The organism is Micromonospora sp. RTP1Z1 (assembly GCF_033804685.1).
Classification (GTDB): Bacteria; Actinomycetota; Actinomycetes; order Mycobacteriales; family Micromonosporaceae; genus Micromonospora.
Genome location: NZ_JAPFQV010000011.1, coordinates 78106 through 102842 on the forward strand (window position 1 = coordinate 78106; position 24737 = coordinate 102842).

Here is a 24737-nt window from a genome sequence, read left to right on the forward strand (position 1 = left end):
TAGCCCGCGCCTCCCGACCCCGCTCTCCCTCAGTCGACCCGACCGCTCGCCCGCCTGGTGAGGAGCGCCGAGATCCAGACCCAGCCGGCCGTCACGGCGAGTCCGAATCCCACCATGGTCACCGGCCCCGGCCCGGCGATCATCGCGATCCAGGCCACCGCGAAGAACGCCCCGACCATCAGGCTGATCGCGCCCCAACCGCGCTCACCCCGGCGTACGGCCCGGCGGCCGACGATGACCGTGGCCACGATCAGCGAGACGAAGGCGACCGCCGCCACGAGGAAGTGCAGCCCGCCGTGCCAGCTGATCTGCCCGGGTCCGCGCGGCGTGCCGGCCGGAAAGCCGTCAGCCGGGTCGGCGCTGAAGAATCCGGCGCCCACCAGCCCGAGCCCGTAGAGGGTGAGCAGCCGCGGCAGCCAGGCCGAGCCGGTCCCCGCCCGGCGCAGCGCGACGGCGGCGCCGACGACAAGCAGACCGGTGGCCAGGAAGGTGGCGATCTGGACCCAGCCCAGGTCCCCGGTGCTGAGGACGCTGACCGGGTGCCGTCGGAAGTCGAAGCCGTCCCGGGTCAGCCCCTGCACCAGCGCGGACCCGATGAAGAGCGGACCGGCGAGGACACCGCCGGCCAGCAGGGCCCGGTCCCGGCCGACAGTCGTCGGTCGTACATCGTGGATCGTGATCGCCTCGGTCACCGGTCCGCTCCTCTCAGCCCTGCGGGTGCATCTGGCCGATGCGGATGCGGTTGCCGAACGGGTCGCGAATCCCGAAGTCGATGCCGTACGGGCGCTCGGTCGGCTCGTCGGTGATGTCCACACCCTTGGCCACCAACGTCTCGTACGTCTTTCGGGCGTCGTCGGTGGTCAGGCAGAGCCAGCCACCCATCGCGCCCTTGGTGAGCAGTTCCCGGACCTGCTCGGCGGTCGCCGGGTCCAGCGCCGGCGGGCCGGGCTTCTCCAGCAGGATCTCGTGGCCCGGGTCGCCGGGGACGTTGACGGTCAGCCAGCGCATGAAGCCGAGGTCGCTGTCGGTGTGCACCTCCAGGCCGAGCTTGCCGACGTAGAAGTCGAGGGCCTCGTCCTGGTCGAGGACGTAGATCTGGGAACGGGAAATCGCGTTCATCGTCATGGGAATGACGCTAGACGGCGCTCCTGACCTGCCGCTTATCCAAAACTGCTGGGTCGCGTCCAGGCTTTCGTGAAGCAGCTCGGCACGGCTGCGGCGGGTGCCTTGCGCCGCCGGTAGTCCGAGGGTGACTCGCCGACGATCTCGCGGAACGTCCGGCTGAAGGTGCCGAGACTGCTGAAGCCGACCGAGAAGCAGGTCTCGGTGACGTTCTGCCCGGTCTGGAGCAGCAGGTACATGGCCCGCTCGACCCGGCGACGTTGCAGGTAGCGGTGCGGTGTCTCACCGAAGGTGGCGCGGAAGGTCCGGATGAAGTGCGCCTCGGAGACGTGCGCGATCCGGGCCAGCGCGGGGATGTCGAGCGGCTCGGCGTACGCCCGGTCCATGGCGTCGCGGGCGCGCAGCATCGCCCGGTTGGACTCCTCCACTGCGCGACTCAATGGACCTCTCCTCGGCCGCCCGCTCCCGCCCCAGGGTATCGGGCGCAACGACGTCGGCCCGTCGATGTGGGACACCGTCGAACGACTCTGGTCGGGCATTGTCGCGCGCGCGGAGCGGCTACCCGAGGCTGCGCGCCACGAACGGGTCGACGACGAGTGGTCCGTCGTCGAGACGCTGCGCCATCTCGTCTTCGCCGTCGACACGTCGGTGGGTCGCATGGTCCTCGGCGAGCCGATGCCGTATCACCGGCTCGGCCTGCCGCCCACGGACTATCCCACCGCGGGCACGACGGAGCTGGGCATCGACGGCGAGCGAGACGCTGGAGAGGAATGAACGTCCTCGACCCGTTCGGGTAGCCGGATTCCCGGCCGCAGCTCCTACCCCCACTCCCGGCGCACCGGAGGCTGCTGCGGCTCCTCGTGCGGAGGATCTGTTTCTGTCGTCTCGACCAGGTCCGCCGGCGCGACTCGGGCAGGCAGCTTGCCGAACCTGACGTGCCGCAGGACTTCGGACTCCTCGTCCGTTGACCGCTCGGTGTGCCCTCGATCCTCACCCATCGCCGACCTCCCTCGTGGGTTCCATTGTCCCCGCCGAGGCAATCTTCGGGTTGGTGGCGACCCCACGGTCGGCACGTGGTGGTCAGCGCACTGTCCGCCGTGCTGGGCACGGTGATCCTGCACCTCAGCCGCTCGTCCGCCCGGCTTTGGGAGACCGCCGGCCTACCCGATGTCCGCCTGCACGACCTGCGGCACACCGTCGTCTCCCTGCTGATGGAGCCGGTGTCCCGCCGCACGTCGTCCAGGCCATCGCCCGGCACGCCGACGTCAAGATCACGCTCAAGGTCTACGCTCACGCCAACCTCGACGCGATGCGTCAGGCGCTTCGCAAGCTCGACGGGCGGCTGTCGTGAGCCCGGTTGCTGTCGACCGGTCAACGCGCGGCAGCGACCGACGAGGACTCCACGCCCACCTTCAGGCCCACCCCACGGCCATCCTGGCTATGACGATCTCATTTGGCCTCGGCTTGACGGCTTGATTTGGCCCCACTGTCGACCGATTTCTGGTTTCCGTGACGGTCTGATTTGGCCCCACCCTGGGCTTGCTGGGCCTCGTGGCGGGAGCGGGTCTGGGCGAGGCGGTAGGAGTGTGTGCCGATCTCGATGATGTTGCCGCCGTAGGTGAGCCGGTCGACGATGGCCCGCGCACAAGCGCGGGTCGGTGAAGGTCTTGGTCCATCCGGAGAAGGATTCGTTGGAGGCGATCGCGACGCTGTTGCGTTCTTCGCGCTCGGTCAGGACCTGGAAGAGGCCAAATCAAGCCGGGGAGGCTGGCTTGTCGGTGCTCGGACCTAGTATGCGGAGCATGACGCGGTATGTCGACGAGGATCTGCACGGTGCGGAGTTCCGCGAGTGCGATCTGACCGGGGCACGCCTGATCGGCGTCGTCATGCAGGATGCCGTGATCGACGGGCTCATCACCAATCTCGTGGTGAACGGTGTCGAGGTCACCGAGTACGTCGAGGCAGAGCTCGACCGGCGTCATCCGGTGCGGGTGCTGATCCGCTCCGAGGACCCTGCCGATCTGCGCGAGGCATCGCGTCAGCTCCATGCCGGCTGGGCCGCCACGATCGAGCGAATCCGCCGTACGCCCGGCATCGAGCGCCGCAGCGTGAACGACGAGTGGTCGGCGGTGCAGACGATGCGCCACCTGGTCTTCGTCCACGACTCGTGGTTCCGCCGCTGCTGCCTGGGCTCGACGGAGCTGTTCACGCCGATGGGCATCGGGACGACCGTCGAGCCCTACCGTGGAGCGCACGGGCTTGACCTCTCGCTCGATCCGGCCCTCGACGAGATCGTGAGCGTGCGTGACGCACAGGCCGCCGAGCTCGAGGCCTGGCTCGACGAGGTCACCGCTGTGCAGCTCGCAGCGCGAGCGCCGGTGCCCGACGACGATGTCTGGCCGCCGTACGCCCGGGGCCGCTTGGTGCGGCAGTGCCTCGGCACGGTGCTCAACGAGACCTTCGAGCACCACCGCTTCTGCGTCCGCGACCTCGACCTGATCGAGGCACAGGACGCTGAGTAGGGCCGGCTACGGACTCAGCATCTTGCGGATGCGGGCATCGCTGACCGTCTGCGCGGTGCCGAGCTGCTGGGCCCAGAGCTGGACGCGGTACTTCTCGAGCATCCGGCGTGCCTGACCTAGATGCTGGCCGGGCGGGCGGCCGTCGGGAGCGCGGCGAGCTGGTGGAGGTGCGCCGCCTGGAGGTCGGCGATGCGGTCCATCAGTGCGCGATCGGCGGCGATGGTCGTGTCCAGCTCGCGGCGCCGCTCGACGACGCCCTGAGGTAGACCGGGTAGCGCTCCTGTCAAGCCTCCAGGTGGGGCCAATCAAACCGACACAACATTCGGCACCCCGACCGATGGGGCCGAATCAAACCGTCAGGTGGGGCCAAATCAAGCCGCTAACGAGTTGGTGCGCGATAGCTGACCGACCCGCCTCGATCATGGAAGCGGCCGTGCGGGACGATCATGATTGTGACGTCAAGACTGGCCCGCACGGCCTTGTCTCATCGTATCTTCACCGGCATCCCTCGCCGCCGGCTGGCCAAGCTCATCGCCGAACTGGCCGATCCGTGGTCCGCGCAGCAGGAGTCCAGGCTGCGCGAACGTCGCGGTGGCGACCGGTTACGCGCCGTCGGAGCCGGACCAGATCATGAGCTGACCTTCACCGACCGGGTCCTCGCCACCCTGGTCTGCCTGCGTCTGCAACTTCCCCACGCTGCGGTAGCCCTGCTGTACAAGGTGGACCGCGCCACCGTCACCCGCGCGGTGGGTGAGATCCGGCCGCTGCTGGCTGCCCGAGGCTTCGCCATACCCGGCAAACCGGGGCTGCGGCTGCGCACCCTCGCCGACGTGTTCGCCTACGCCAACAGCCAGGGTGTCGAACTGCGTATCGACGGCACCGAGGTCCAGGTCCGCCGGCCGAAGGCCAACCGGCCAGGTAGGCGGGCGTTCGTATCGGGCAAGAAGAAACAGAACACGATCAAACCCACGGTGATCAGCGACGGCAAAGGCCGGCTGCTGTGGTGCGGGGCTACCCGGCCAGGGCGCATGCACGATGTCACGGTGCTGCGAACCGAGGGCATCGAGGACCTGCTACGCCGGTACCCGAACGTGAAAGCCAGGGTCGACTCTGGCTACCAGGGCCTGGCCCGCGACTTCCCCGATCAGGTCAGCGCACCCCCGAAGAAACCACCGAAAGACGCCACCGAGGCCCAGCGCGCGGAATACAACACTGCACGTCATACCCAGTCATCGCAACGCATCTGCGTCGAGCATGCCATCGCCGAACCCAAGCAGTGGCGGCCGATGCAACGCTACATCGGACGCCGCGAACACTTCGAAGACACCATGCTCGCCATCGCGGGCCTGGTATCCGACCGCTGCGCCGAGCGGTAAATACAACACCATCAAACACCCAGACGAGCACGGTCAGGCCCTAATCGTGCACCAACTCGTAAAACCCAGCCATCCCCACAGACACAGGCAGAACCGCTTACATCAAGCCGATCTTGCTGAGATCACCTCAGTGAGCACTCGTTTGTAAGGCGCTTCCGGCAAGGCTCGTACTGTCCGCTGACGGCCGCCGTGCGCGGGCCAACCGCGACATCCGTACGGACGTGTCCGGCGTCGACCGCCACCCTCGCCGCCTCTCTCTAGCTCACGTGGCGTGGTTGAGCTGAAGCGGAACATGGAGCCGCCGTCCCGCCACCAGCGTGAACGGTCCGCGACACCTGCTCGCACGGCGTCTCGCGCTGCCATCGTTGATGGCTGGTTGACGACGTTTGACAGTGTCTTGTGCCCCCTGTGTGCCCCACACTGACCCAACGACCTGGGCATTACGAGTCGGTACCGGAGACCTGCTCCGCTAGGTGCTCTTGCTGGCCGGCTGACCGTCTGTATCCGTGATAGTCCGCTCATGCTCGCTGGCTTGGCTGCTCCGTTGGCTGCTCGGCCGACCCTTGCAGGGCTCTCTACAGAGCAGGCATCACCACGAGCCGAGGACAGGGGTCCAGCACCAGCCGGCCTCGCTCTTCGGCTCGCTGACCCGGCGGCGGTCGGCGGTCGCTGTCACCGACCCGACAGCCCGATCAAAGCCGTCCCTCGCCGGAGCAAGACTGACCTGAACCGCACGAAGGCGAAGCACCAGATCACCACGGGCGCGGTTTCGGGCATCGGGTCTCGCAGTCCCACGTGACGGCCAGCAAAATCTGTGGCAGGTTGACCAGGCTCGGAAACATGAACGCAGGAAAGGTGACATGGGCGCCTGGGGGCCTGGCCTCTTCTCCGACGACACGGCATGCGACGTGCGCGACGAGTACCGCGAAAAGCTCGAAGATGGCCTGACCGACGACGAGGCCACACAACGCATGCTCACCTCCTACGCCGAGGCCCTCGACGACCCGGACGAGGCGACATCAGTCTGGCTGGCCCTAGCCGTCACCCAATCCAAGCTCGGCCGCCTCGACCCTAGGGTTCGCGACCACGCCATCGCCGCCATCGACAGCGGAGCCGACCTCGCGAGGTGGTCGGACAACCCTCGCCTTGCCGCCAAGCGCCGCGACGCCCTGGACAAGGCCCGTGCACAACTGGCCGGCCCACAGCCTCAGCGGAAGAAGGTGCGCCGGCCCAGGCGCCACGTCACTGACCTGCAACCAGGCGACGTTCTCAGCTACCGTGCCGCCAACGGCAACCTGGCTCTGTTGCGGGTAGCCCGGATCGACGACGAACGGCACTCGGTCGCGCCCATCCTCATCGCCCTCGACTTCACCGGCACCCGCACGCCGCCCCAACCGGAACTCGACAGCCTCGGCGACAAACCCGAAACGCCATTCCGGCTGGACGGAAGTCCCCTGCCGCCCTGGGCCAGCGCCAGCTGGCGCGTCGCCGCTTTCAAGCGGACCGACTATGACACTGCCGGATTCCAGCGCGCTGGACACACCATCGCACGCCCAGGCGACCCGGCGTTCCACACCAGGACCTACACCTCCTGGCAGCTACTGCCACGCGAACTGGAGCGCAACCTCACGGACGCGCCCGCCACGCCCCAGCCATAACGCCTACCATCGATCCAACCACTGGACCTATTCGATCACGACCTGGCGTCAAGCGTCCTGCGACGCCGTTTCGTCAACCATCATGCGAGACCAGGCATTGCCGGCAGCCGGCAGCTGGCAGCTGGCAGCTGGCAGCTGGCAGCTAACAGCTGGCTGTCGTACTCCGCTTGATGCGTTACGTCGTGGCTTCACTTGATGCATGACACTCCGCCTCACATCGCCTCCACGGATCGACCCAAATCATCGACTCGCAGCCCTACGATCCTGCAACAGGGTGCGGCGACACGAATCCGGTCAGCCGCCGGCCCAGCACTTCAGCCGCCCGTCCAGCGCTGAGGATCGGGCGTGCGCTGGCGGCCAACGAGCCCCTTCTCATCGTGAGTGTGGGCCCAGGAAAGTTAGGAACACTAGGAACGCCGATGCTGCCAGCGCGGCGCACAGCAGCAGGACGTACCACATTCGACGCCGGCGGGGTGCCGTGGCGACGCTCAGGCTGGGCGTGCCGTCATCGAGATGCGTACGAGTGTGTGCCGGGTGATCTTCTCGCATGGGGTGCGATTCCGGCTTGGTGGTGCGGGACGCCCCAGTCAACGCCGAGTCACCGCCTGGTGGGACGAGGAGTGGGGTCGCCGGTGCGATTGCTGGCTGGGCGTAGCGGAGGCGGGCGGTGGCCGCCGCGGCGGCCCATCCGATGGTCGCGGTCATCAGGGGCAATGCCACCAGGTAGAACGCGGCCTGGTTGCCGAGGTTGTCGTCGACCACCTGGGCGGTCGTCCAACCATCGCTCGGATCATGTCCGGCAGCGCCGGTGACCGCGACTGCGAGGACGCCGTACAAGTAGACACCCAGGGCGGCGGTCGCGGTGGCTAGCCGTACGGCGCGCCGGCCGACAGCGGCACTGCCGCCCCACAGCGTGGCGCCCACCCCGACCACGATCGGCGCCAGGAGCAGCAACCACTGATGGGACCCAAGCCCGTGCGAGTTGAGCCAGCGATTGAAGGTGAACCCTCCGGCTACCAGCCAGGCCGCCGCGACGAACAGGCCGCCGATCAGCCCGGGACCGGCCACCCCGGGGCGGCGCAGCAGCACGCTGCCGGCCAGGAGGTAGCCGACCAGGAACAGCACCAGCACCGTCGCCAACACCCAGGTCCAGCCGTCGGTTCCCAGCCGGTAGTGCACGTGGGTGTAGACGGCCAATCCGCCCGCGCAGGCAGCCATCGCCAGCAACGCCCCGAGAGCGGTGACGGCCCGTCCCCACGGCGGCAGGACCACTGCAGCGCCGACACAGCCGAGGGCGAAACGCCATCGCCGGGCCCGGCCGTCGAGGCGGTCCAGTTCACCGATCATTGCCTGGCCCCACGCGTGCCGCTGTGCGGCCAGCAGGCCGACCGCCCAGCCCAGCAGCCGGGCCGGCGCGTCTCCACGTCGCGCCTGGTCTTGCGGAATGGCCAGGAGCCGGCGCCGGAGCAGGGCCACCGCGACGCCCACCACGAAAATGCCCATCAGTGGAAACATGACGCCTCACTCAGACGTAGGTTCGGGCGTGGCTTGATCCGGACAGCCGCAACCGGGGGCAGTGCCGCCACGTACTCGCGCCCGGGTCCGCTCAGGCGGTACATGTGACGAGGCGGCCGGCCCTCCGGGCCGACCTCCCAGGTCGCCTCCAGCAGCCCGCGGTCGGCGAGGCGGACCAGGATCGGGTACAACGAGCCCGATTTCAGATGGACCTCGCTGGCCAGGTCGTAGCCGTAACGCCACCGCGACGGGTCGGCGGCCAATGCCCGCAGGACACGGACCGCCTGGGCAGACAAGGGTCGGTTACGTTGCACACTATAACTCTACCTAAGTAGCGGTTGGCGTCAAGAGCAAGATCCTGAGTGGGGAGATGCCCACCGGGAAGCCGATGCCGAGCGAGACAGAGCTCGCGGCGTCCTCCGGCAGCTTCACCTCTTGGACGCCAAGACCGAGGACTCAGAGGCGGTGTTGCCGCTGCCCGAGGTCACCTGGCTCACCCTCCTCGAACATCAGGAGCGGCAGCAAGTCGAGCGGACAGCCCTCGCCGACGTGTGGGAAGACCATGACCTTGTCTTTCCCTCGGAGCGGGGCACCCCGATAGAGCCCACCAACCTCAGCCGATCGTTCGCCCGGCTCCGGCAGACCGCCGGTCTGCCCGGTGTCCGCCTGCACGACCTACGGCACACCGTCGTGTCCCTGCCGTGAGCCCGGTTGCTGTCGACCGGTCAACGCGCGGCAGCGACCGACGAGAAGTGCCTGGTGGATTTGGAGCCCCCGGCCGGGATCGAACCGGCGACATCTCGCTTACAAGGCGAGTGCTCTGGCCAGCTGAGCTACAGGGGCGAGCGGTGCCGTCGTCAGCATAGCGACTGGCGTCCGAATTTCCCGCCCGGCAGGCCTCCCGAGCACGGGAAACGTCAATTTCCCGACCCCGACGCCGACGGATCGACACCGAACGCCGCCCAGGGCCGGGGAGATTGATGCCCGGGAGTGGCCGTGTGACCGAGATGTCGCATGCCGTCCGTCCCACCCGGTGTCCCTCGTCTTGGCAGGGTCGGAAAACCCGTTTACCGTGCAGTGGCACGGACGACACTCCGGCTGGCCTCGGCTACCCGGGCGGCGCCCGCTGGCCGGCACCGCACGGCGCCGGTCGCTCCTTCACTCGGATCGTCCGGCACGTTCCTGCCGGTGAAAGGAAGCGCTTCACCATGGCTACGGTCACTTACTCGAAGGCGTCCCGGATCTACCCGGGCACCGAACGCCCCGCCGTCAACCAGCTCGACCTCCAGATCGGCGACGGGGAGTTCCTCGTCCTGGTCGGCCCGTCGGGTTGCGGCAAGTCCACCAGCCTGCGGATGCTCGCCGGCCTGGAGGACGTCGACGACGGCGCCATCTACATCGACGACCGCGACGTCACCCACCTGCCGCCGAAGGCCCGCGACATCGCGATGGTCTTCCAGAACTACGCCCTCTACCCGCACATGACGGTGTACGAGAACATGGCGTTCGCGCTCAAGCTGCGCAAGACGTCGAAGTCGGAGATCGACCGGCGGGTCAAGGAGGCGGCCGGGCTGCTCCAGCTGGAGGAGTACCTCAACCGCAAGCCGAAGGCGCTCTCCGGTGGTCAGCGTCAGCGGGTCGCCATGGGTCGCGCGATCGTCCGCGAGCCGCAGGTCTTCCTCATGGACGAGCCGCTGTCGAACCTCGACGCCAAGCTCCGCGTCCAGACCCGTACCCAGATCGCCTCGCTGCAGGCCAATCTCGGCATCACCACGGTCTACGTCACCCACGACCAGGTCGAGGCCATGACCATGGGTCACCGGGTCGCGGTCATGCTCGACGGCGTGCTGCAGCAGGTGGACACCCCGCGGGCGCTCTACGACACCCCGGCCAACGTCTTCGTCGCCGGCTTCATCGGCTCCCCCGCGATGAACATCAAGACCGTGCCGCTGACCGAGCAGGGCGGCGCCTTCGCCGAGATGAACATCCCGCTGACCCGGGAGCAGATCGCCGCGGCGCGGGCCGAGGGCGGCGACGGCAAGGTGACCGTCGGCTTCCGTCCGGAGGACTGCGACATGGTCAGCCCGACCGAGGGCGGCATGCCGGTCGTGGTGGAGCTGGTCGAGGACCTCGGCTCCGACGCCAACGTCTACGGCCACGCCGCGCTCGAGGGCCACAACGAGCGCTTCGTCGTTCGCACCGACCGTCGCAGCATGCCGAACATGGGTGACACCATCTTCGTCAAGCCGCGTACCGGCCAGAGCCACGTCTTCCACGCCGCCACCGGCGCCCGGATCTGACGTACGCGACAAAAAGGGGGCGGTCCGCCACGGCGGACCGCCCCTTTTCGCGTGTCTGGGTGGCTACGCCTCGACGGCGCGGCGGCGGGCGACCTCGGCGAGGGCGACCGCGGCGGCGACACTGGCGTTGAGCGACTCGACCTCGGAGACCATCGGGATGCCGACGGTCAGGTCGCAGGTCTCCCCGACCAGCCGGGACAACCCGCGCCCCTCGGAGCCGACCACGACCACCAGCGGCCCCACGGCGGCCTCGAGGTTGTAGAGGTCGGTGTCGCCGTCGGCGTCCAGGCCGACCACCATGAAGCCGGCCTCCTTGCAGGCCTTGAGCGTCCGGGTCAGGTTGGTGACCTGGCCGACCGGCACCCGCGCGGCCGCGCCGGCGCTGGTCCGCCAGGCGGTCGCGGTGATCCCGGCGGCCCGCCGCTCGGGTACGAAGACACCCTGCGCGCCGAACGCGGCGGCGGACCGGATCACCGCGCCCAGGTTGCGCGGGTCGGTGACCCCGTCCAGCGCGACGAGCAGCGGGGCGGGCTGCTCCAGCGCGGCCGCCAACATGTCCTCGAACGGCTCGTACGCGAACGGCGGCACCTGCAGGCCGACGCCCTGGTGCAGCACGCCCCCGGTCATCCGGTCCAGCTCGGCGCGGCTGATCTCCAGGAGCGCGATGCCGCGGTCGGCGGCGGTCCGGACGATCTCGTTGATCCGGTCGTCGCTGTCGATGCCCAGAGCGGTGTAGAGGGCGGTCGCCGGCACGTGGGCGCGCAGCGCCTCCAGCACCGGGTTGCGGCCTACCAGCAGTTCCGGGGTGTCCTTGGCGGGGTTGGACTTGCGACCCGGCGCGACCCGCGGGCCGGAGCGGCCGGTGGGCTTGCCGCCCCGGCCGCCGGCGCCCCGCGCCGGCGGGACGCCCCGACCGCCACCCTTGCCCCAGGTGGTGTCCTTGCTGCCCGGCTGGCCGATCTTGGGGGCGCGCCCCTCCTCGGCCGCCGCGCGGCGCTCCTTGTCCTGCTTCCAGGCGGTGCGCTGGGGCAGCTTCTCGGTGCCCGAGTACCCCTTGTGCCAGGGCCGCTCGTCGGCGGGCAGGGTCCTGCCCCGTCCGGTGAGGGAGTCCTTGTTCTTGCCGCCGGTGCCCTTCGGGGCGCCCGCCTTCGGGGTCAGTCGCCGGCCACGGCGCTGCGAGTTGCCGGCCATCAGTCCTGCTCTCCAATAGTCCAACGGGGGCCCTGTGGGGTGTCCTCGACCACCACGCCGGCCTGCTTGAGCTGGTCACGTACGGCGTCCGCGGCGGCCCAGTCCTTGCGGCTGCGGGCCTGGGCGCGCTGCTCAAGGGCGAGCGCGATCAGGGAGTCCACCACACCGCGCAGGTCGTCGGTACGGCTGCCGCCGGCCCAGGCCGGGTCCAGGGGGTCAACACCGAGGATATCCAGCATCGCCCGGATGGCGGCCAGGGTCGTGCGGACGGTCACATCGTCGCCGATGGTCAGCGCGCTGTTGCCGTCCCGCAGTGTCCCCTGGAGCACGGCCAGGGCGGCCGAGGTGTTGAGATCGTCGTCCATCGCCGCGACGAACGCGGCCGGCAGCTCGCCGAGCTGGCCGCCGCCCACCCGCTCGGTGGCCCGCTGCACGAAACCCTCGATCCGCCGGTACGCCACGGCGGCCTCGCGCAGCGCGTCCTCGGAGTAGTCGATGCGGGACCGGTAGTGCGCGGCGGCGTAGTAGTAGCGCAGCTCGACCGGGCGCACCCCGAGCGACGCGACGTACGTCAGGTCGAGGGCGTTTCCTGCCGACTTGCCCATCTTGGCGCCGCCGATGCTGAGCAGCCCGTGGTGCACCCAGTACCGGGCGAAGGGCAGGTCGGCCGCCTGCGACTGGGCGATCTCGTTCTCGTGGTGCGGGAAGGTCAGGTCCAGCCCGCCGCCGTGGATGTCGAACTCCGGGCCCAGGTAACGCCAGCACATCGCCGAGCACTCGATGTGCCAGCCGGGGCGGCCCCGGCCCCACGGCGACGGCCAGTAGGCATCGGCCGGCTCGTCCGGCTTGGCGCCCTTCCAGAGGGCGAAGTCGCGCGGGTCGCGCTTGCCCCGCTCGGGGGCGTCCCCGGCGGACTGCATGTCGTCCGGCGACTGCCCGGAGAGCGACCCGTACGCCGGCCAGGAGGCCACGTCGAAGTAGACGTCGCCGGAGCCGTCGGTGGCCGGGTAGGCGTGCCCGGTGTCGATCAGCCGGGTGATCAGCTCGTGCATCTCGGGGATGTGCCCGGTGGCGCGCGGCTCGTAGGTCGGCGGCAGCACGTTGAGCGCCCGGTACGACTCGGCGAGGATCAGCTCGTTGGCGTACGCGATCGACCAGAACGGGCGGCCCTGCTCGATCGCCTTGACCAGGATCTTGTCGTCGATGTCGGTCACGTTGCGGATGAAGGTGACCTCGAAGCCGGCGGTCAGCAGCCAGCGCCGCAGCACGTCGTAGTTGACGCCGGAGCGAAGGTGACCGATGTGCGGCGGGGCCTGGAGGGTGAGACCACACAGGTAGACCCCCACCTTGCCGGCTTCCCGCGGGACGAAGTCCCGCACCGATCGGGTGGCGGTGTCATACAGGCGTAGCGTCACCGTACAAGGGTAGCCGTCCATGCTTTTCGGGGTCGGCCGGAGCCTGGTCGTACGCTGCGTGCTGTGGACACGGCGGCACGGGCGGGAGAGACCGCGCAGACCCTGGACCGGGGCCTGCGACTGCTGCATCTGGTCGCCGAGGCGGCCGGCGGCCTGACCGTCACCGAGGCGGCGAACCGGTTGGGCATCGGCCGGGCGGCCGTCTACCGGCTGGTCGGCGCGTTGACCGCGCACGGCATGATCCGCCGGGGCGGCGACGGCCGGCTGCGCCTCGGCCTGGGCGTGCTGCACCTGGCCCGGCGGGCGCAGCCGCTGCTCGCCGAGGGGGCGTTGCCGGCGTTGCGTCGGCTGGCCGAGCAGGCCGGCGCGACCGCCCACCTCACCGTGGTCGAGGGCGGCGAGGGGGTCGCCCTGGCGGTGGTGGAGCCGAGCTGGACGTCGTTCCACGTGGCGTACCGGGCGGGGTCCCGCCATCCGCTGGAACGCGGGGCGGCGGGGCGGGCCATCCTGGCCGGGCGGACGGGCGCCGCCGGCCCGGTGAGCACCAGCGGGGAGCTGCAGTCCGGGGCGTTCGGGGTGGCCGCGCCGGTGCTCGGCGTGCCCGGGCTGGAGGCGAGCGTCGGGGTGGTGTCGCTGGTGCCGATCGAGGTCGACGTGGTGGGCGCCCAGGTAGCCGCCACCGCCACCGCCATCGCCACGGCCCTGTCCTAGGCGTCGAGAGCCAGCGCGGTTACGCCAGCTGGCGGTCCGGAATAGACGATTATCAGACTTTCGTCCACGTCAACCGGCCCAGCACGTCGGGCAGCGCGGCCAGCGTGGACACCTCGGCGTCCGGCGCGAGGCCGGCGGGACGGGCGCACCGAGCCGGTTGAGCCAGATGGCTCGCAGCCCGGCCCGCCGCGGCGCGACCACGTCGTGTTCGGGCGAGTCCCCCACGTACACGATCCGGTCGGCGGGCAGCCCGGCCGCGGCCACCACGGCGGCGTAGAACTCGGGCGCGGGCTTCTTCGGCAGGCCGTTCTCGTGCGCGTACAGCTCGAAGGCGAACTCGCCGGCGAGCCCGCAGCGTTCGGCGCGGCTGTTGCCGTTGGTGGCGAAGCCGAGCAGGTGGCGTCTCCGCAGCACGGCGAGCGCCGGCAGCGCGTCGGGGAAGGGCCTGGTCAGCGCGAAGCGCCGGGCGAAGAAGAGCGCCGCGAACTCGTCCAGCTGGTCGGCGAGTTCGGCTCGGTCCAACGACCGGGCCAGCGCGGCCCGCCGGATCTGCTGCACCGGCGCGGCGCTGAGCGCGCCGAACACCGCACCCCAGTCCGCCTCCAGGTCCGCGAGACGGACCGCAGCCGCCGCCGGGGTCCGGCGCCGCATCTCCGCCAGTACGGCCACCAGCGCGCCGGTGACCGCCGGGCGCAGGTCGAGCAGGGTCTCGTCGGCGTCGAAGACCACGGCGGTCGGCGGGCCGACGAGCCGCTCGCCGGCTTCCGCCGGACGGGGTGCGGGCGTGCTCACCGCTCGGCGGCCAGGGCCGGCTCGGCCGGGTGCCCGGGCCGCTCCGGCTCGGGCGTCGCGCGCAGCTCGTCGACGCGGACCAGGGCGACGCCGGCGACGATCAGCGCGCCACCGACGAGTTGGACGACGGTCGGCAGTTCATTCAGCACCAGCCAGGCGATGAGCACCGCGAACATCACCTCGGTCAGCCCGACGAACGACGACAGCCGCGCCCCGAGCAGCCGGGCCCCGGCGATCCCGGTGAGGTACGCGACCACCGCGGCGATCAACGACAGGCCGGCGATCGGCACCAGCCAGCTCATCCGGTGCCCGGCGAAGCTGACGTCGGCGAGGCCGGCCCGCAGCGGCAGCACCCGGACCGCGCCGAGCAGGAGCAGAACCAGGGCGCCGACGAACATGCCGCCACTCGCCATCACCACCGACGGCAGGCGGTCGTCGACCCGGCCGGCGATCACGTAGTACCCGGCCAGCCCCACCCCGGCGCCCAGCCCCCAGAGCACGCCGACCGGGTCGAGCCGGCTGGCACCGGTCAGGTCCAGCACGAACACCAGCCCGCACAGGGCGGTCACCGATCCCGCCACGGTCAGCGCCCGGGGTCGCTGGCCGTGGATCAGCCACATCCAGCCGACCACCAGGATGATGCCCAGGTATTCCAGCAGCAGCGCGACGCCGACCGGCAGGTAGCGGACCGCGTTGAAGAAGCACGCCTGGGCGAGGGCCACGCCGAGCAGTCCGAACACGACGACGGTGCCGGCGTTGCGGCGCAGCACGTCCCACCGGCCGCGCAGGGCGAGGAGGGCCGGCACGGCGAGTACCAGCGCGGCGATGCCGACCCGGGCCAACACCACCGCCTCGGCCGACCAGTCGCCGGTGATCAGTGGGCGGGCGAAGGTGCCCGAGGTGGCGAAGGTGAGAGCGGAGAGCAGGGCCAGGCCGAGGCCGAATCCGGGCCGTTCACGCATCGGTACGCTCCTTGGCCCACTGGCCGGTCATGGGTCATATTGGGTTACGCTCATGACGCTAGGCCGGCACCCTGACAGGAGTCAAGTTGCTTTTCGCCCATGACACCGAGTGTGGCCTGACCGCCGTGGCTGCGCTGGTCAACACCGCCGGCCCCGACCGGGAGGAGCTGCCCGACGTGGCCGCCCTGGACGGGTTCTTCACCGCGCACTCCTGGACCGGGCGGCACGAACACACCGAGGCGGAGCTGCGCTCGGTCCGCGACCTCCGCCCCCGGCTGCGCCGGATCTGGCACGCCGACACCGATGAGGTGGTGGCGATCGTGAACGGGCTGCTCCGCGAGTCGAACGCCCGGCCGCAGCTCATCCGGCACGACGACCAGCCGTACCACCTGCACGCCGTGCCGCGCGACGCGCCGCTGGCTACCCGGATGGCGGTCGAGGCGGCGATGGCGCTGGCCGACCTGGTCCGCGCCGGCGAGCTGAGCCGGCTGCGCAACTGCGACCACCCGGACTGCGACAACGTCCTGGTCGACCTGTCGAAGAACCGGTCCCGCCGGTTCTGCGACGCCGGCTGCGGCAACCGCGCCGCCGTCAGCGCCTACCGGGCCCGCAAGGCCGCAACCCGCTCCTGACCGTCCGGACGCCTGGCGAGGGACCTATCCGTTCACCGCATCCGACCGGTCAGCAGCCAATGTGTGACGCTCACCCTCAGCAGGACGTAAGACCCGTCCGGCCAGTCCTTCGTGATGTCCCAGCCGGCGTACCTGTCCCGGAACCCGGCAACGATGTCCGACCGGAAGGGCGGGCGGACCACGGTCGCCACGCCCTCTGCGACCACCGGCGCGTCAGGGTCCGGCAGCGCCAGCGAGACCCGGGAATCGGCGAGGACGTTGCGTACCTTGATGTTCCGCTCGGCGGTGCAGATCCACCATTCGCCGTCGACGACGAGGAACCAGACCGGGGTCAGGTGCGGCGACCCGTCCCGCCGCAGCGTGCAGATCCAGACGGCCCGCTCCCGGTCGAGCCGGTCGAGGACGTCCGCGCCGGGCAGGGCGGTCACGTCAGTGCGGCGGCGACGCGACGAAGACCCGCCAGGCGTACGGGTCGAAGGTGAGCACCGGACCGGCCGGTTCCTTGCTGTCCCGCACCCCGACCACGCCGGACAGGTTCGTCGCCACCTCGACGCACTGGTTCACCTGGTCGCTACGGCTGCTCTTCCGCCACTGGGCTCCGTTCAATTCCATGACTCGGCAATCTCCCTCAACAGCTCGATCGATTCCTGTGACGGCAGAGCCGCCGCCAGGCTGACCTCCCACACCTGCTGGAGTCGGCGCAGCTCGGCCGGCTGTTGCAACTGTTCCCCGCGCCCCTGCCCGCTCACCACGGCCAACTCCGTCTCCTCCGGCTCCGAGACCAGAATGAACGGCCCGCCAAGGCCGGGATACTCCCCGGCCGAGGCGGGCACCAGGTGAAGCCGGACGTGAGGATGCTCGGTAGCGATCCGAGCCAGGTGAAGTGCCTGCTCAGACATGGTCTTCCGGCTTCCCACGCAGCGGCGGAGCACCACCTCGTCCAACACCACGACAACCTTGAGCACCCGGTCGCCATGGAGGCATACCTGGGTGTCCATGCGTTCGGCGAGCCGACGCTCCACCTCATCCTGGTCGAGCAGGTCTCCGGCTTCGAAGACGGCCCGCGCGTAAGCCTCGGTCTGGAACAGCCCGGGAACGTAGCGGCACTCGTACCATCGGATCGCCCGCGCCTCGGACAGGATCGTCCGCCAGCCACGGAGCCAGACCTGCGCCTTGTCGAGGCTGACCAGTTCGGTGAGCATCCGGCCGAAGAGGCCGCCGGTGTCGAGGGCTCGGTCGACCAGCTCCAGGTACTTGGCGGTGGGTGGCTGCTGCCCCAGCTCGACCGCGCTGACCATCGACGCCGAGTAGTTCACCGTCTTGGCCAGCTCGTCCTGGCTCCATCCGCGACGCGTCCGTGCCCGGCGCAGCTCGGCGACCAGGAACGCCGCCGCGGTCATCCGCCCGTCCGCCATCCTCAGCCGCCCTCCAGCGCCCCGATGATCGACTCCAGCGCCGCGCCAGCCGGAGAGACCGGGAACGCAGGCGGTCTCCCACAACGGACGCAAACCCTTCCGACCGTAGTCGCGTCCTCAGCAGACTGTGAAGAGCGGAGCTGACCGGCTCATCCCCCGAGCGTCGGCGGCACCGCGGTGGGACCGCCCGCTCCCCCGGCCGGACGGTCCCACCCGCCGGGGTGATGACGCAGACGACTCAGCTTCGTAGGGAGGAATCACCATGCCCCGGTCCGCGTGGAACACCTGGTTCATCCGGTCACCCCGATCGCTCGGCAACCGACGTCCCGTACCCCTCGCGCCCCGCCACCGGCGGGTCTGGCGCAACCTGGGCCGCTGGTGCTCGTGCGGGCTGCGCTGGCGCGGCTGCCCCGACCGGCACGCGGGGGTGCCCACCGAGCCCGTCGCGCCGCCGCCGACGCCGAACCGCCCGCCGTGGGCCGACGTCACCATGGCCAACCCGCAGGTCGGCCGGGCCGGCCGGCTCACCCTCGCGCAGTCCTGGCGGGCCAACGGCGGCCGGTGGTGACCGGCCCGACGCGGCCAGCCTCGGCGCACCTGCCGCGACGCCGCCGCCGACCTGTGCCGGCTGCACCCGCACGACGGACCGGACCCGAAGGCGCTCTTCGCCCGCTTCCTCGCCTGGGCACCACGCAACCGGCCCTGATCAAGCAGGCGTCAGGGGTGGGTCATCCGGAGCAGGTCGAGGGCCTCGTCGAGCTGGGTCTCGGAGAGCGTGCCGGAGTCGACGTGGCCGCGGGCGATGACCACCTCGCGGATGGAGATCTGCTTGGCCAGCGCCTCCTTGGCGATCGAGGCGGCCTCGTCGTACCCGAGGTGGCGGTTGAGCGGGGTGACGATCGACGGCGAGCCCTCCGCGTACGCGAGACAGACCTCAGCGTCCGCGACCAGGCCGACCACCAGGCGGTCCGCGAAGAGCCGGCTCGACGCGGCCAGCAGTTTAATGGACTCCAACAGGTTGCGACCCATCACCGGAAGCATCACGTTCAGCTCGAAGTCGCCCTGCGAGCCGGCGAACGCCACCGTGGCGTCGTTGCCGATCACCTGCGCGCAGACCTGGCGCATCGCCTCGGCGACCACCGGGTTCACCTTGCCGGGCATGATCGACGAGCCGGGCTGGAGGTCGGGGATGCGTAGCTCGCGCAGGCCGGCGCGTGGGCCGGAGCCCATCCAGCGGATGTCGTTGGCCATCTTGTACAGCCCGACCGCGACGGTGCGCAGTTGGCCGGAGGTCTCCACCAGCGCGTCCCGGGCGCCCTGCGCCTCGAAGTGGTTGCGCGCCTCGGTCAACGGCAGGCCGGTCGAGTCACGCAGCTTCTCGATCACCCTCGCCGCGAAGCCGAGCGGGGTGTTGATGCCGGTGCCCACGGCGGTGCCGCCGAGCGGCAGCTCGGCCAGCCGGGGCAGCGCCGACTCCAGCCGCTCGACGCCGTACCGCACCTGGGCGGCGTAGCCGCCGAACTCCTGGCCCAGGGTGACCGGCGTGGCGTCCATCAGGTGGGTACGGCCGGCCTTCACCACGGTCTCGAACTCGGCCGCCTTGCCCTCCAACGCCCCGGCCAGGTGCTTCAGCGACGGGAGCAGGTCCTCCACCACGAACTGGGTGGCGGCCAGGTGGATCGAGGACGGGAAGACGTCGTTGCTGGACTGCGAGGCGTTCACGTCGTCGTTCGGGTGCACGTCGCGGCCCAGCTCCCGACCGGCCAGGGTGGCGATCACCTCATTGGTGTTCATGTTGGACGAGGTGCCGGAGCCGGTCTGGAAGACGTCCACCGGGAACTGGTCGTCGTACCCGCCGTCGGCCACGTGCGCGGCGGCGGTGGCGATCGCCTCGGCCACGTCCGCGCCGATCACGCCCAGCTCGCCGTTCACCTGGGCGGCGGCGCCCTTGATCTGGGCCAGCGCCTTGATCTGGGCCGGTTCGAGGCCCCGCCCGGAGATCGGGAAGTTCTGCACCGCGCGCTGGGTCTGCGCCCGCCACAGCGCCTCGGCGGGCACCTCCACCTCGCCCATCGAGTCGCGTTCGATCCGGTAGCCCGCTGCCTCTGGAGTCGTCACGCGTACCATCCTGCCGCGCCCGTCGCCGACCCGCAGATGATCGCTCAGTCCAGCTCGGCGAGCAGCCGCTCCACCTCGTGCCGGTCCGGCGACTCGACCTGCCGGAACAGGGCCAGGGCCCGGGTCCAGTGCGACCGGGCCGCCGCCGGGTCGGTGTCCCGCAGGCACCGGGCGATGCCGTCCAACGCCCGGGCCTGCTCGTAGCGGGCACCCAGCCGGGTAGCGTCCTGAAGCACCCGGCGGTGCAGGTCCAGTGCACTCGCCGCGTCACCCTGGTCCAGGATCGCCCGGGCCAGCAGGTTGCGCGACGCGCACTGCCCGATCCGGTCCCCGGCCACGCTGATCGCGACCAGCGCCTCCCGGTGCAGGGCAGCGGCCTGTTCGGGGCGGCCGGCCTCACGTTCGATCATGCCCAGCTCGTTGAGCGCCTCACCCTCGCCGTACCTGCTGGCGAGCTTCCGCTTCAGATCGAGCGCCGCTCGCAGCAGTCGGCGGGCGGGCGCCACGTCTCCCATCCGATGCCGGATCATTCCCAGATGACCGATGGCCTTCGCCGTCTGCGGGACGTCGTCGACCTGGCGGGCCACCAGCAGGTGGTGCCGGCTGAGGCGCAGTGCCTCCTGGTACCGGCCCCAGCCCAGCAATGCAAAGGACATGTTGTTGAGCAGGTTCGCCAGCTCGCCCAGCTCCCCCGAACCCCGGGTCATGGCCAGCGCGGCGTCGAAGGACTCCATGCCCTGCCGGTAGTCGCCGTTGGCGGCGTACGAGGAACCGAGATTCCAGAGCGTGCTGCGGACCTCGGAACGCAGGCCAAGCCTGCGGCGCAGGTCGAGCGCCACCTCCATTAGCCGGATCGCCTCGGGGAAGCGGGCCAGCCGGTAGTACGCCGAGGAGAGGTAGTTCAGCATGACGGCTCTCGCCACGTCGTCGCTGGACGCCTCCCCAACGCGAAGCCCGATCGTGTGCGTCTCGACCAGCTCGTCCAGATGGCCGCCGTCGAAGTTGGCCCGCCAGCAGGCCCGGGCCAACTGCCAACAGTGGCGCGGGAAATCCTCGGTCTCGGCCAGCCGGACCAGGGCGGTGAGCGTGGCGAGGTTGTCGTCGAACCAGGTACGACCCTGTGCCACGGTGGCGGCGACCAGGTCGGTCCGCTCCGGCTCGCCGACCCGGAGCGACCTGCGGCTACCCGCCGACTCGATCGTCCAGGCGATCGCCCCGGCCACGCCCAGGTGGTAGTCGAGGAGGCGCTCCAGGCCGGCCCGCCGCTCGTCCGCTCGATCCGGCTCGGCGACCAGCATCCGGGCGTACCCCCGGATCAGGTCGTGCAGCCGGTACCCGCCCGGCTCCACCTCCTCCGCCAGGTGCGCGTCGACCAGCTCGTCCAGCACGTCCTGCGTTTCGGGCAGCGGCAGCTCCGCGAGGGCGGCGGCCACTCGGTTGTCGAACCGTACGCCCGGGTGCAGGCCGAGGAGCCGGAACAGCCGCTGCGCGGGCGCCGTCACCTGGGCGTACGACAGGCCGAACGCCTGCCCCACTGAGCGTTCCCCGGCCGCGAACTCAGCCAACAAATCCCGCCCGACGGCCAGCCGCTCGGCCAGGTCGGCGATCCGCCAGTGCTGCCGGTGCGCCAGCCGGGCACCGGCCAGCCGGATCGCCAGCGGCAGATAGCCGCAGCGGCGGACCACTTCCTCGGCTGCCTCAGGCTCGGCAACCACCCGGTCCACGCCGGCCACCCGGCCCAGTAGCTCGACCGCCTCGTCCTCGTCGAGGACCGACAACGAGGAGGGTCGGCCCTCATCCAGCCCGACGAGCCGACGGCGACTGGTGATGATGGTCAGGCAGTCCGGGCCGGTGGGCATCAACGGCGCCACCTGGTCGGCGCTGGCAGCGTTGTCCAGCACCACCAGGGCCCGACGGGCGGCCAGCTCGCTGCGCCAGAGGGCGACCCGGTCGTCCAGGTCCAGCGGGACCCGCTCGGGCGGCACACCGAGCTGGCGCAGCAGCGTGGCCACCGCCGCCGCAGGCGTCAACGGGGTGCGTTCGCTGTGCCCGTGCAGGTCGATGAAGAGGTGGGCGTCGGGGTAGCGGTCCGCCAGGGCGGTGGCGACGTGCACCGCGAGGGTGGTTTTGCCGCTGCCGGCCATCCCGTCGATCAGCTGGATCCGGGCGTTGTCCTCCTCGATCTCCTTGACCAGCCGGGCCGTCGTCTGCTGCCGACCGGTGAAGTCGCTGATCGCCCGTGGCAGGGCGCGTACCGGGGCGACCGGTGGACTCTCCGCGTCGGTCAGCGCCAGGTCGCCGGCGAGCACCCGCTGGTGCAGCTCCTGCAACGCCGCACCGGGTTCGATGCCCAGCTCCTCGACGTAGAGCCGGCGGCCTTCCCGGTAGACGGCGAGCGCGTCGGCCTGCCGACCGACCGCGGAGAGGGCGAGCATCAGTTGGCCACGCAGCCGTTCCCGCAACGGGTTCGCCTCGACGCTCTCCGTCAGCTCGTCGATCAGGTCGCCGGCCTGCCGCAGCCGCAGCTCGACGTCGACGCACTCCTCCAACGCCGCGAGGCGCTGCTCGTCGAGGGCCTGCGCCCGGCGGCGCACGCTGCGGCTGGCGATCCCGCCCAACGCCGGGCCGCTCCACAGCGCCAACGCGGACCGGTAGTGCCGGCGGGCCTCGGTGGGTCGGCCGGCGGCGGCGGCGGCTCGTGCGCCCTCGACGCCCCGGGCGAAGACCTCGGCGTCCAGGTCGGCCGGCTCGATCCGGATGCCGTACCCGACCGGGTCGGTGACGATGGTCTCCGGTGGCAGTCCGAGTGCGGCGAGGCGCTGCCGCAGTCGCGACACGCAGATCTGGAGCTGGGCCCGGGCGGTGGCCGGGGGGCGCTCCTCCCAGACCGCGTCGACCAGCTCCTCGGAGGAGACCACCCGACCTGCGCGCAGCAGCAGCATGGCGAGCACGACCCGGTCCCGACCTGCGGTGACGGTGGCTTCACCACCGCCGACCCGCAAGGGTCCCAGGATCCCGAACCGCATCTGCGCCCCCGAACCCCGTTGGTGGAAACTCCAGCAGAGTAACCCGCCGGTAACCAGTCGCGCCCATCCAGGCGATAGCGAGGTGATAGCGGATCGACAGCGGTGGGGTCCACACTCATGCCGGGTTGTCGGTGACGACATCCGACGGGGGCGGTGCGCCCGGCCGCCATCACCCGGTAGGGCGCACCGATGTCGAATGGGCACCAGACGACGAAGGGGCGCCGGGCCTGCTGCCCGGCGCCCCTTTCAGCTGTCCGACGATCAGCGGCGGCCGACCGTCAGCACCGGCTTGGTCACCTCGGCGAAGAAGTCGTTGCCCTTGTCGTCGACGACGATGAACGCGGGGAAGTCCTCCACCTCGATCTTCCAGACCGCCTCCATGCCCAGCTCCGGGTACTCCAGGACCTCGACGTGCTTGATGCAGTCCTGCGCCAGCCGGGCGGCCGGGCCGCCGATCGACCCGAGGTAGAAGCCGCCGTGCTGCTGGCAGGCGCGGGTCACCTGGGCGGACCGGTTGCCCTTGGCCAGCATCACCTGGGAGCCGCCGGCGGCCTGGAACTTCTCCACGTACGCGTCCATCCGACCGGCGGTGGTCGGGCCGAACGAGCCGGAGGCGTACCCCTCAGGGGTCTTGGCCGGGCCGGCGTAGTAGACCGCGTGGTCGCGCAGGTACTGCGGCATCGGCTCGCCCGCGTCCAGCCGCTCGGCGATCTTGGCGTGCGCGATGTCCCGGGCCACCACCAGGGGGCCGGTCAGCGAGAGCCGGGTCTTCACCGGGTACTTCGACAGCTCGGCGCGGATCTCGTCCATCGGCCGGTTCAGGTCGACCCGGACGACCTCCTCGGCGTCCAGCGTCTCGTCGGTGACGTCGGGCAGGAAGCGCGCCGGGTCGGTTTCGAGCCGTTCCAGCCAGACACCCGACGGGGTGATCTTGGCGACCGCCTGCCGGTCCGCCGAGCAGGAGACGGCGATCGCCACCGGGCAGGAGGCGCCGTGCCGGGGCAGCCGGACCACCCGCACGTCATGGCAGAAGTAACGCCCACCGAACTGCGCGCCGATACCGAAGTTGCGGGTCAACTCCAGCACCTCCGCCTCCAGCTCCAGGTCCCGGAAGCCGTGCGCGCTCATCGAGCCGGCGGTGGGCAGCGCGTCGAGGTACTTCGCGGAGGCGTACTTGGCGGTCTTCAGCGCGTACTCGGCGGAGGTGCCGCCGATGACGACGGCCAGGTGGTACGGCGGGCAGGCCGCGGTGCCGATCAGCCGCAGCTTCTCCTCCAGGAACTGCATCATCCGCGTCGGATTCAACAGCGCCTTGGTCTCCTGGTAGAGGTACGACTTGTTGGCCGAGCCGCCGCCCTTGGCCATGAAGAGGAACTTGTACGCGTCCGGGTGCCCGTCCGGGTCCTCCGCATAGAGATCCACCTGGGCGGGCAGGTTGCTGCCGGTGTTCCGCTCGTCCCACATGGTCAGCGGGGCGAGCTGGGAGTAGCGCAGATTCAGCTTCGTGTACGCCTGGTAGACGCCGCGGGAGATGGCCTCCGCGTCGGCGCCGTCGGTCAGCACGTGCCGGCCCCGCTTGCCCATCACGATCGCGGTGCCGGTGTCCTGGCACATCGGCAGCACCCCGCCGGCGGCGATGTTGGCGTTGCGCAGCAGGTCCAGCGCGACGAACCGGTCGTTCGGCGAGGCCGCCGGGTCGTCGATGATCGACCGGAGCTGGGCCAGGTGCGCCGGGCGGAGGAAGTGGGCGATGTCGTGCATCGCCTCGGCGGTCAGCGCGGTCAGCGCGGACGGCTCCACGGTGAGGAAGCGACGGCCACCCGGGCCGTTGACGACATCGACGCCCTCGTCGGTGACCAGGCGGTACTCCGTCTGGTCGGGACCGGTCGGCAGCAAGGGGGCGTACGAGAACGCGGCGGCACTGCTCATGGACGAAAAGCCTAGGGCAGGCCGGTCGATCGGTGACACCCGCCGGGTGGGTC

General features: G+C 70.6%; 25 protein-coding genes, 1 tRNA gene and 2 pseudogenes. 9 read left to right on the plus strand and 19 right to left on the minus strand.

What is annotated here, in order from left to right; translation table 11 throughout:
* Positions 1-29 precede the first annotated feature (29 nt).
* From SLP03_RS08685 to SLP03_RS08695, 3 genes are read right to left on the minus strand one after another with little or no spacing between them, the layout of a single operon-like run.
* Positions 30-692 (minus strand): DUF998 domain-containing protein, encoded by a 663-nt coding sequence (locus SLP03_RS08685; protein WP_319460004.1) that lies wholly within the window; start codon positions 690-692, stop codon positions 30-32.
* Between the two features lie 13 nt (positions 693-705).
* Complete coding sequence (locus tag SLP03_RS08690) at positions 706-1125, minus strand: VOC family protein (RefSeq protein WP_319460005.1); 420 nt, start codon at positions 1123-1125, stop codon at positions 706-708.
* A gap of 35 nt (positions 1126-1160) precedes the next feature.
* Positions 1161-1562 (minus strand): AraC family transcriptional regulator, encoded by a 402-nt coding sequence (locus SLP03_RS08695; protein ID WP_319460006.1) that lies wholly within the window; start codon positions 1560-1562, stop codon positions 1161-1163.
* Positions 1563-1626: 64 nt separating this feature from the next.
* Between SLP03_RS08695 and SLP03_RS08700 the strand changes: the two genes are divergently transcribed.
* Entirely contained in the window at positions 1627-1896 is a 270-nt protein-coding gene (locus tag SLP03_RS08700) for a DinB family protein (protein ID WP_319460007.1), read from the plus strand.
* 786 nt (positions 1897-2682) lie between these two features.
* Here the strand turns inward: SLP03_RS08700 and SLP03_RS31565 are convergent.
* Positions 2683-2869, minus strand: a pseudogene (locus SLP03_RS31565) (ATP-binding protein); the annotation flags it as partial.
* 55 nt (positions 2870-2924) lie between these two features.
* Between SLP03_RS31565 and SLP03_RS08705 the strand changes: the two are divergent.
* Positions 2925-3644 (plus strand): DinB family protein, encoded by a 720-nt coding sequence (locus SLP03_RS08705; protein ID WP_319460008.1) that lies wholly within the window; start codon positions 2925-2927, stop codon positions 3642-3644.
* Positions 3645-3650: 6 nt separating this feature from the next.
* Here SLP03_RS08705 and SLP03_RS08710 read toward each other — a convergent pair whose 3' ends face one another.
* Together SLP03_RS08710 and SLP03_RS08715 are read right to left on the minus strand one after the other, a co-directional pair.
* Positions 3651-3746: a DUF3418 domain-containing protein gene (locus SLP03_RS08710; RefSeq protein WP_250794102.1), complete on the minus strand. Its 96-nt coding sequence runs from the start codon at positions 3744-3746 to the stop codon at positions 3651-3653.
* A gap of 14 nt (positions 3747-3760) precedes the next feature.
* Positions 3761-3931, minus strand: a complete 171-nt coding sequence (locus SLP03_RS08715) for a hypothetical protein (protein ID WP_319460009.1) — start codon at positions 3929-3931, stop codon at positions 3761-3763.
* A gap of 165 nt (positions 3932-4096) precedes the next feature.
* Between SLP03_RS08715 and SLP03_RS08720 the strand changes: the two genes are divergently transcribed.
* Both SLP03_RS08720 and SLP03_RS08725 read left to right on the plus strand, forming a co-directional pair.
* The gene (locus tag SLP03_RS08720) at positions 4097-5020 is read left to right on the plus strand and encodes a transposase family protein (RefSeq protein WP_319460010.1); all 924 of its coding nucleotides are present in this window, start codon (positions 4097-4099) and stop codon (positions 5018-5020) included.
* An 860-nt stretch (positions 5021-5880) separates the two neighbouring features.
* Positions 5881-6678 carry a DUF4259 domain-containing protein gene (locus tag SLP03_RS08725; protein ID WP_319460011.1) on the plus strand — a complete coding sequence of 266 codons (798 nt, stop codon included), beginning with the start codon at positions 5881-5883 and terminating at the stop codon, positions 6676-6678.
* Positions 6679-7050: 372 nt separating this feature from the next.
* On the opposite strand, the gene SLP03_RS08730 is transcribed toward SLP03_RS08725, so the two are convergent.
* Both SLP03_RS08730 and SLP03_RS08735 read right to left on the minus strand, forming a co-directional pair.
* Positions 7051-8181 (minus strand): hypothetical protein, encoded by a 1131-nt coding sequence (locus SLP03_RS08730; protein WP_319460012.1) that lies wholly within the window; start codon positions 8179-8181, stop codon positions 7051-7053.
* The gene (locus SLP03_RS08735; protein ID WP_319460013.1) at positions 8181-8456 is read right to left on the minus strand and encodes a PadR family transcriptional regulator; all 276 of its coding nucleotides are present in this window, start codon (positions 8454-8456) and stop codon (positions 8181-8183) included. Before SLP03_RS08735 ends, SLP03_RS08730 begins: the two co-directional genes overlap by 1 nt.
* Before the next feature lie 172 nt (positions 8457-8628).
* Here SLP03_RS08735 and SLP03_RS08740 point away from each other — a divergent pair, with 172 nt between their 5' ends.
* A complete protein-coding gene (locus SLP03_RS08740) occupies positions 8629-8898 on the plus strand; it encodes a hypothetical protein (protein ID WP_319460014.1) in 270 nt (89 codons plus the stop codon).
* A 61-nt stretch (positions 8899-8959) separates the two neighbouring features.
* Here the strand turns inward: SLP03_RS08740 and SLP03_RS08745 are convergent.
* A tRNA-Thr gene (locus SLP03_RS08745) sits at positions 8960-9036 on the minus strand.
* Between the two features lie 365 nt (positions 9037-9401).
* On the opposite strand from SLP03_RS08745, the gene SLP03_RS08750 reads away from it, so the two are divergent.
* Positions 9402-10493: a sn-glycerol-3-phosphate ABC transporter ATP-binding protein UgpC gene (locus SLP03_RS08750; RefSeq protein ID WP_319460015.1), complete on the plus strand. Its 1092-nt coding sequence runs from the start codon at positions 9402-9404 to the stop codon at positions 10491-10493.
* A gap of 63 nt (positions 10494-10556) precedes the next feature.
* Here the strand turns inward: SLP03_RS08750 and rlmB are convergent, their stop codons facing one another.
* Together rlmB and cysS are read right to left on the minus strand one after the other, a co-directional pair.
* Entirely contained in the window at positions 10557-11684 is a 1128-nt protein-coding gene (rlmB, locus tag SLP03_RS08755; protein WP_319460016.1) for a 23S rRNA (guanosine(2251)-2'-O)-methyltransferase RlmB, read from the minus strand.
* Complete coding sequence (gene cysS, locus SLP03_RS08760; protein WP_319460017.1) at positions 11684-13099, minus strand: cysteine--tRNA ligase; 1416 nt, start codon at positions 13097-13099, stop codon at positions 11684-11686. The genes rlmB and cysS overlap by 1 nt, the downstream gene beginning before the upstream one ends.
* Positions 13100-13162: 63 nt before the next feature.
* Here cysS and SLP03_RS08765 point away from each other — a divergent pair, with 63 nt between their 5' ends.
* Positions 13163-13810, plus strand: a complete 648-nt coding sequence (locus tag SLP03_RS08765; protein WP_319460018.1) for an IclR family transcriptional regulator — start codon at positions 13163-13165, stop codon at positions 13808-13810.
* A gap of 52 nt (positions 13811-13862) precedes the next feature.
* Here SLP03_RS08765 and SLP03_RS08770 read toward each other — a convergent pair.
* Together SLP03_RS08770 and SLP03_RS08775 are read right to left on the minus strand one after the other, a co-directional pair.
* A pseudogene (locus SLP03_RS08770) lies at positions 13863-14539 on the minus strand (HAD family hydrolase).
* Positions 14540-14598: 59 nt separating this feature from the next.
* Positions 14599-15564, minus strand: coding sequence for an EamA family transporter (locus tag SLP03_RS08775; protein ID WP_319460019.1), 966 nt, complete (start codon positions 15562-15564; stop codon positions 14599-14601).
* An 86-nt stretch (positions 15565-15650) separates the two neighbouring features.
* Here SLP03_RS08775 and SLP03_RS08780 point away from each other — a divergent pair, with 86 nt between their 5' ends.
* The gene (locus SLP03_RS08780; RefSeq protein WP_319460020.1) at positions 15651-16196 is read left to right on the plus strand and encodes a CGNR zinc finger domain-containing protein; all 546 of its coding nucleotides are present in this window, start codon (positions 15651-15653) and stop codon (positions 16194-16196) included.
* Between the two features lie 32 nt (positions 16197-16228).
* On the opposite strand, the gene SLP03_RS08785 is transcribed toward SLP03_RS08780, so the two are convergent.
* The 3 genes from SLP03_RS08785 to SLP03_RS08795 are packed head-to-tail and all read right to left on the minus strand — an operon-like array spanning position 16229 to position 17611.
* On the minus strand, positions 16229-16624 hold the full coding sequence (locus tag SLP03_RS08785) for a pyridoxamine 5'-phosphate oxidase family protein (RefSeq protein ID WP_319460021.1): 396 nt from the start codon (positions 16622-16624) through the stop codon (positions 16229-16231).
* 1 nt (position 16625) lies between these two features.
* Complete coding sequence (locus tag SLP03_RS08790; RefSeq protein WP_319460022.1) at positions 16626-16808, minus strand: DUF397 domain-containing protein; 183 nt, start codon at positions 16806-16808, stop codon at positions 16626-16628.
* Positions 16799-17611: a helix-turn-helix transcriptional regulator gene (locus tag SLP03_RS08795; RefSeq protein WP_319460023.1), complete on the minus strand. Its 813-nt coding sequence runs from the start codon at positions 17609-17611 to the stop codon at positions 16799-16801. Before SLP03_RS08795 ends, SLP03_RS08790 begins: the two co-directional genes overlap by 10 nt.
* 262 nt (positions 17612-17873) lie before the next feature.
* On the opposite strand from SLP03_RS08795, the gene SLP03_RS08800 reads away from it, so the two are divergent.
* The gene (locus SLP03_RS08800; RefSeq protein WP_319460024.1) at positions 17874-18179 is read left to right on the plus strand and encodes a hypothetical protein; all 306 of its coding nucleotides are present in this window, start codon (positions 17874-17876) and stop codon (positions 18177-18179) included.
* A 149-nt stretch (positions 18180-18328) separates the two neighbouring features.
* On the opposite strand, the gene SLP03_RS08805 is transcribed toward SLP03_RS08800, so the two are convergent.
* The 3 genes from SLP03_RS08805 to SLP03_RS08815 form a co-directional block, all read right to left on the minus strand.
* Positions 18329-19738 carry a class II fumarate hydratase gene (locus SLP03_RS08805; protein WP_319460025.1) on the minus strand — a complete coding sequence of 470 codons (1410 nt, stop codon included), beginning with the start codon at positions 19736-19738 and terminating at the stop codon, positions 18329-18331.
* A 35-nt stretch (positions 19739-19773) separates the two neighbouring features.
* Positions 19774-22755 (minus strand): AfsR/SARP family transcriptional regulator, encoded by a 2982-nt coding sequence (locus SLP03_RS08810; protein ID WP_319460026.1) that lies wholly within the window; start codon positions 22753-22755, stop codon positions 19774-19776.
* A gap of 261 nt (positions 22756-23016) precedes the next feature.
* Positions 23017-24684, minus strand: coding sequence for a fumarate hydratase (locus tag SLP03_RS08815; protein WP_319460027.1), 1668 nt, complete (start codon positions 24682-24684; stop codon positions 23017-23019).
* Between the last annotated feature and the right edge of the window lie 53 nt (positions 24685-24737).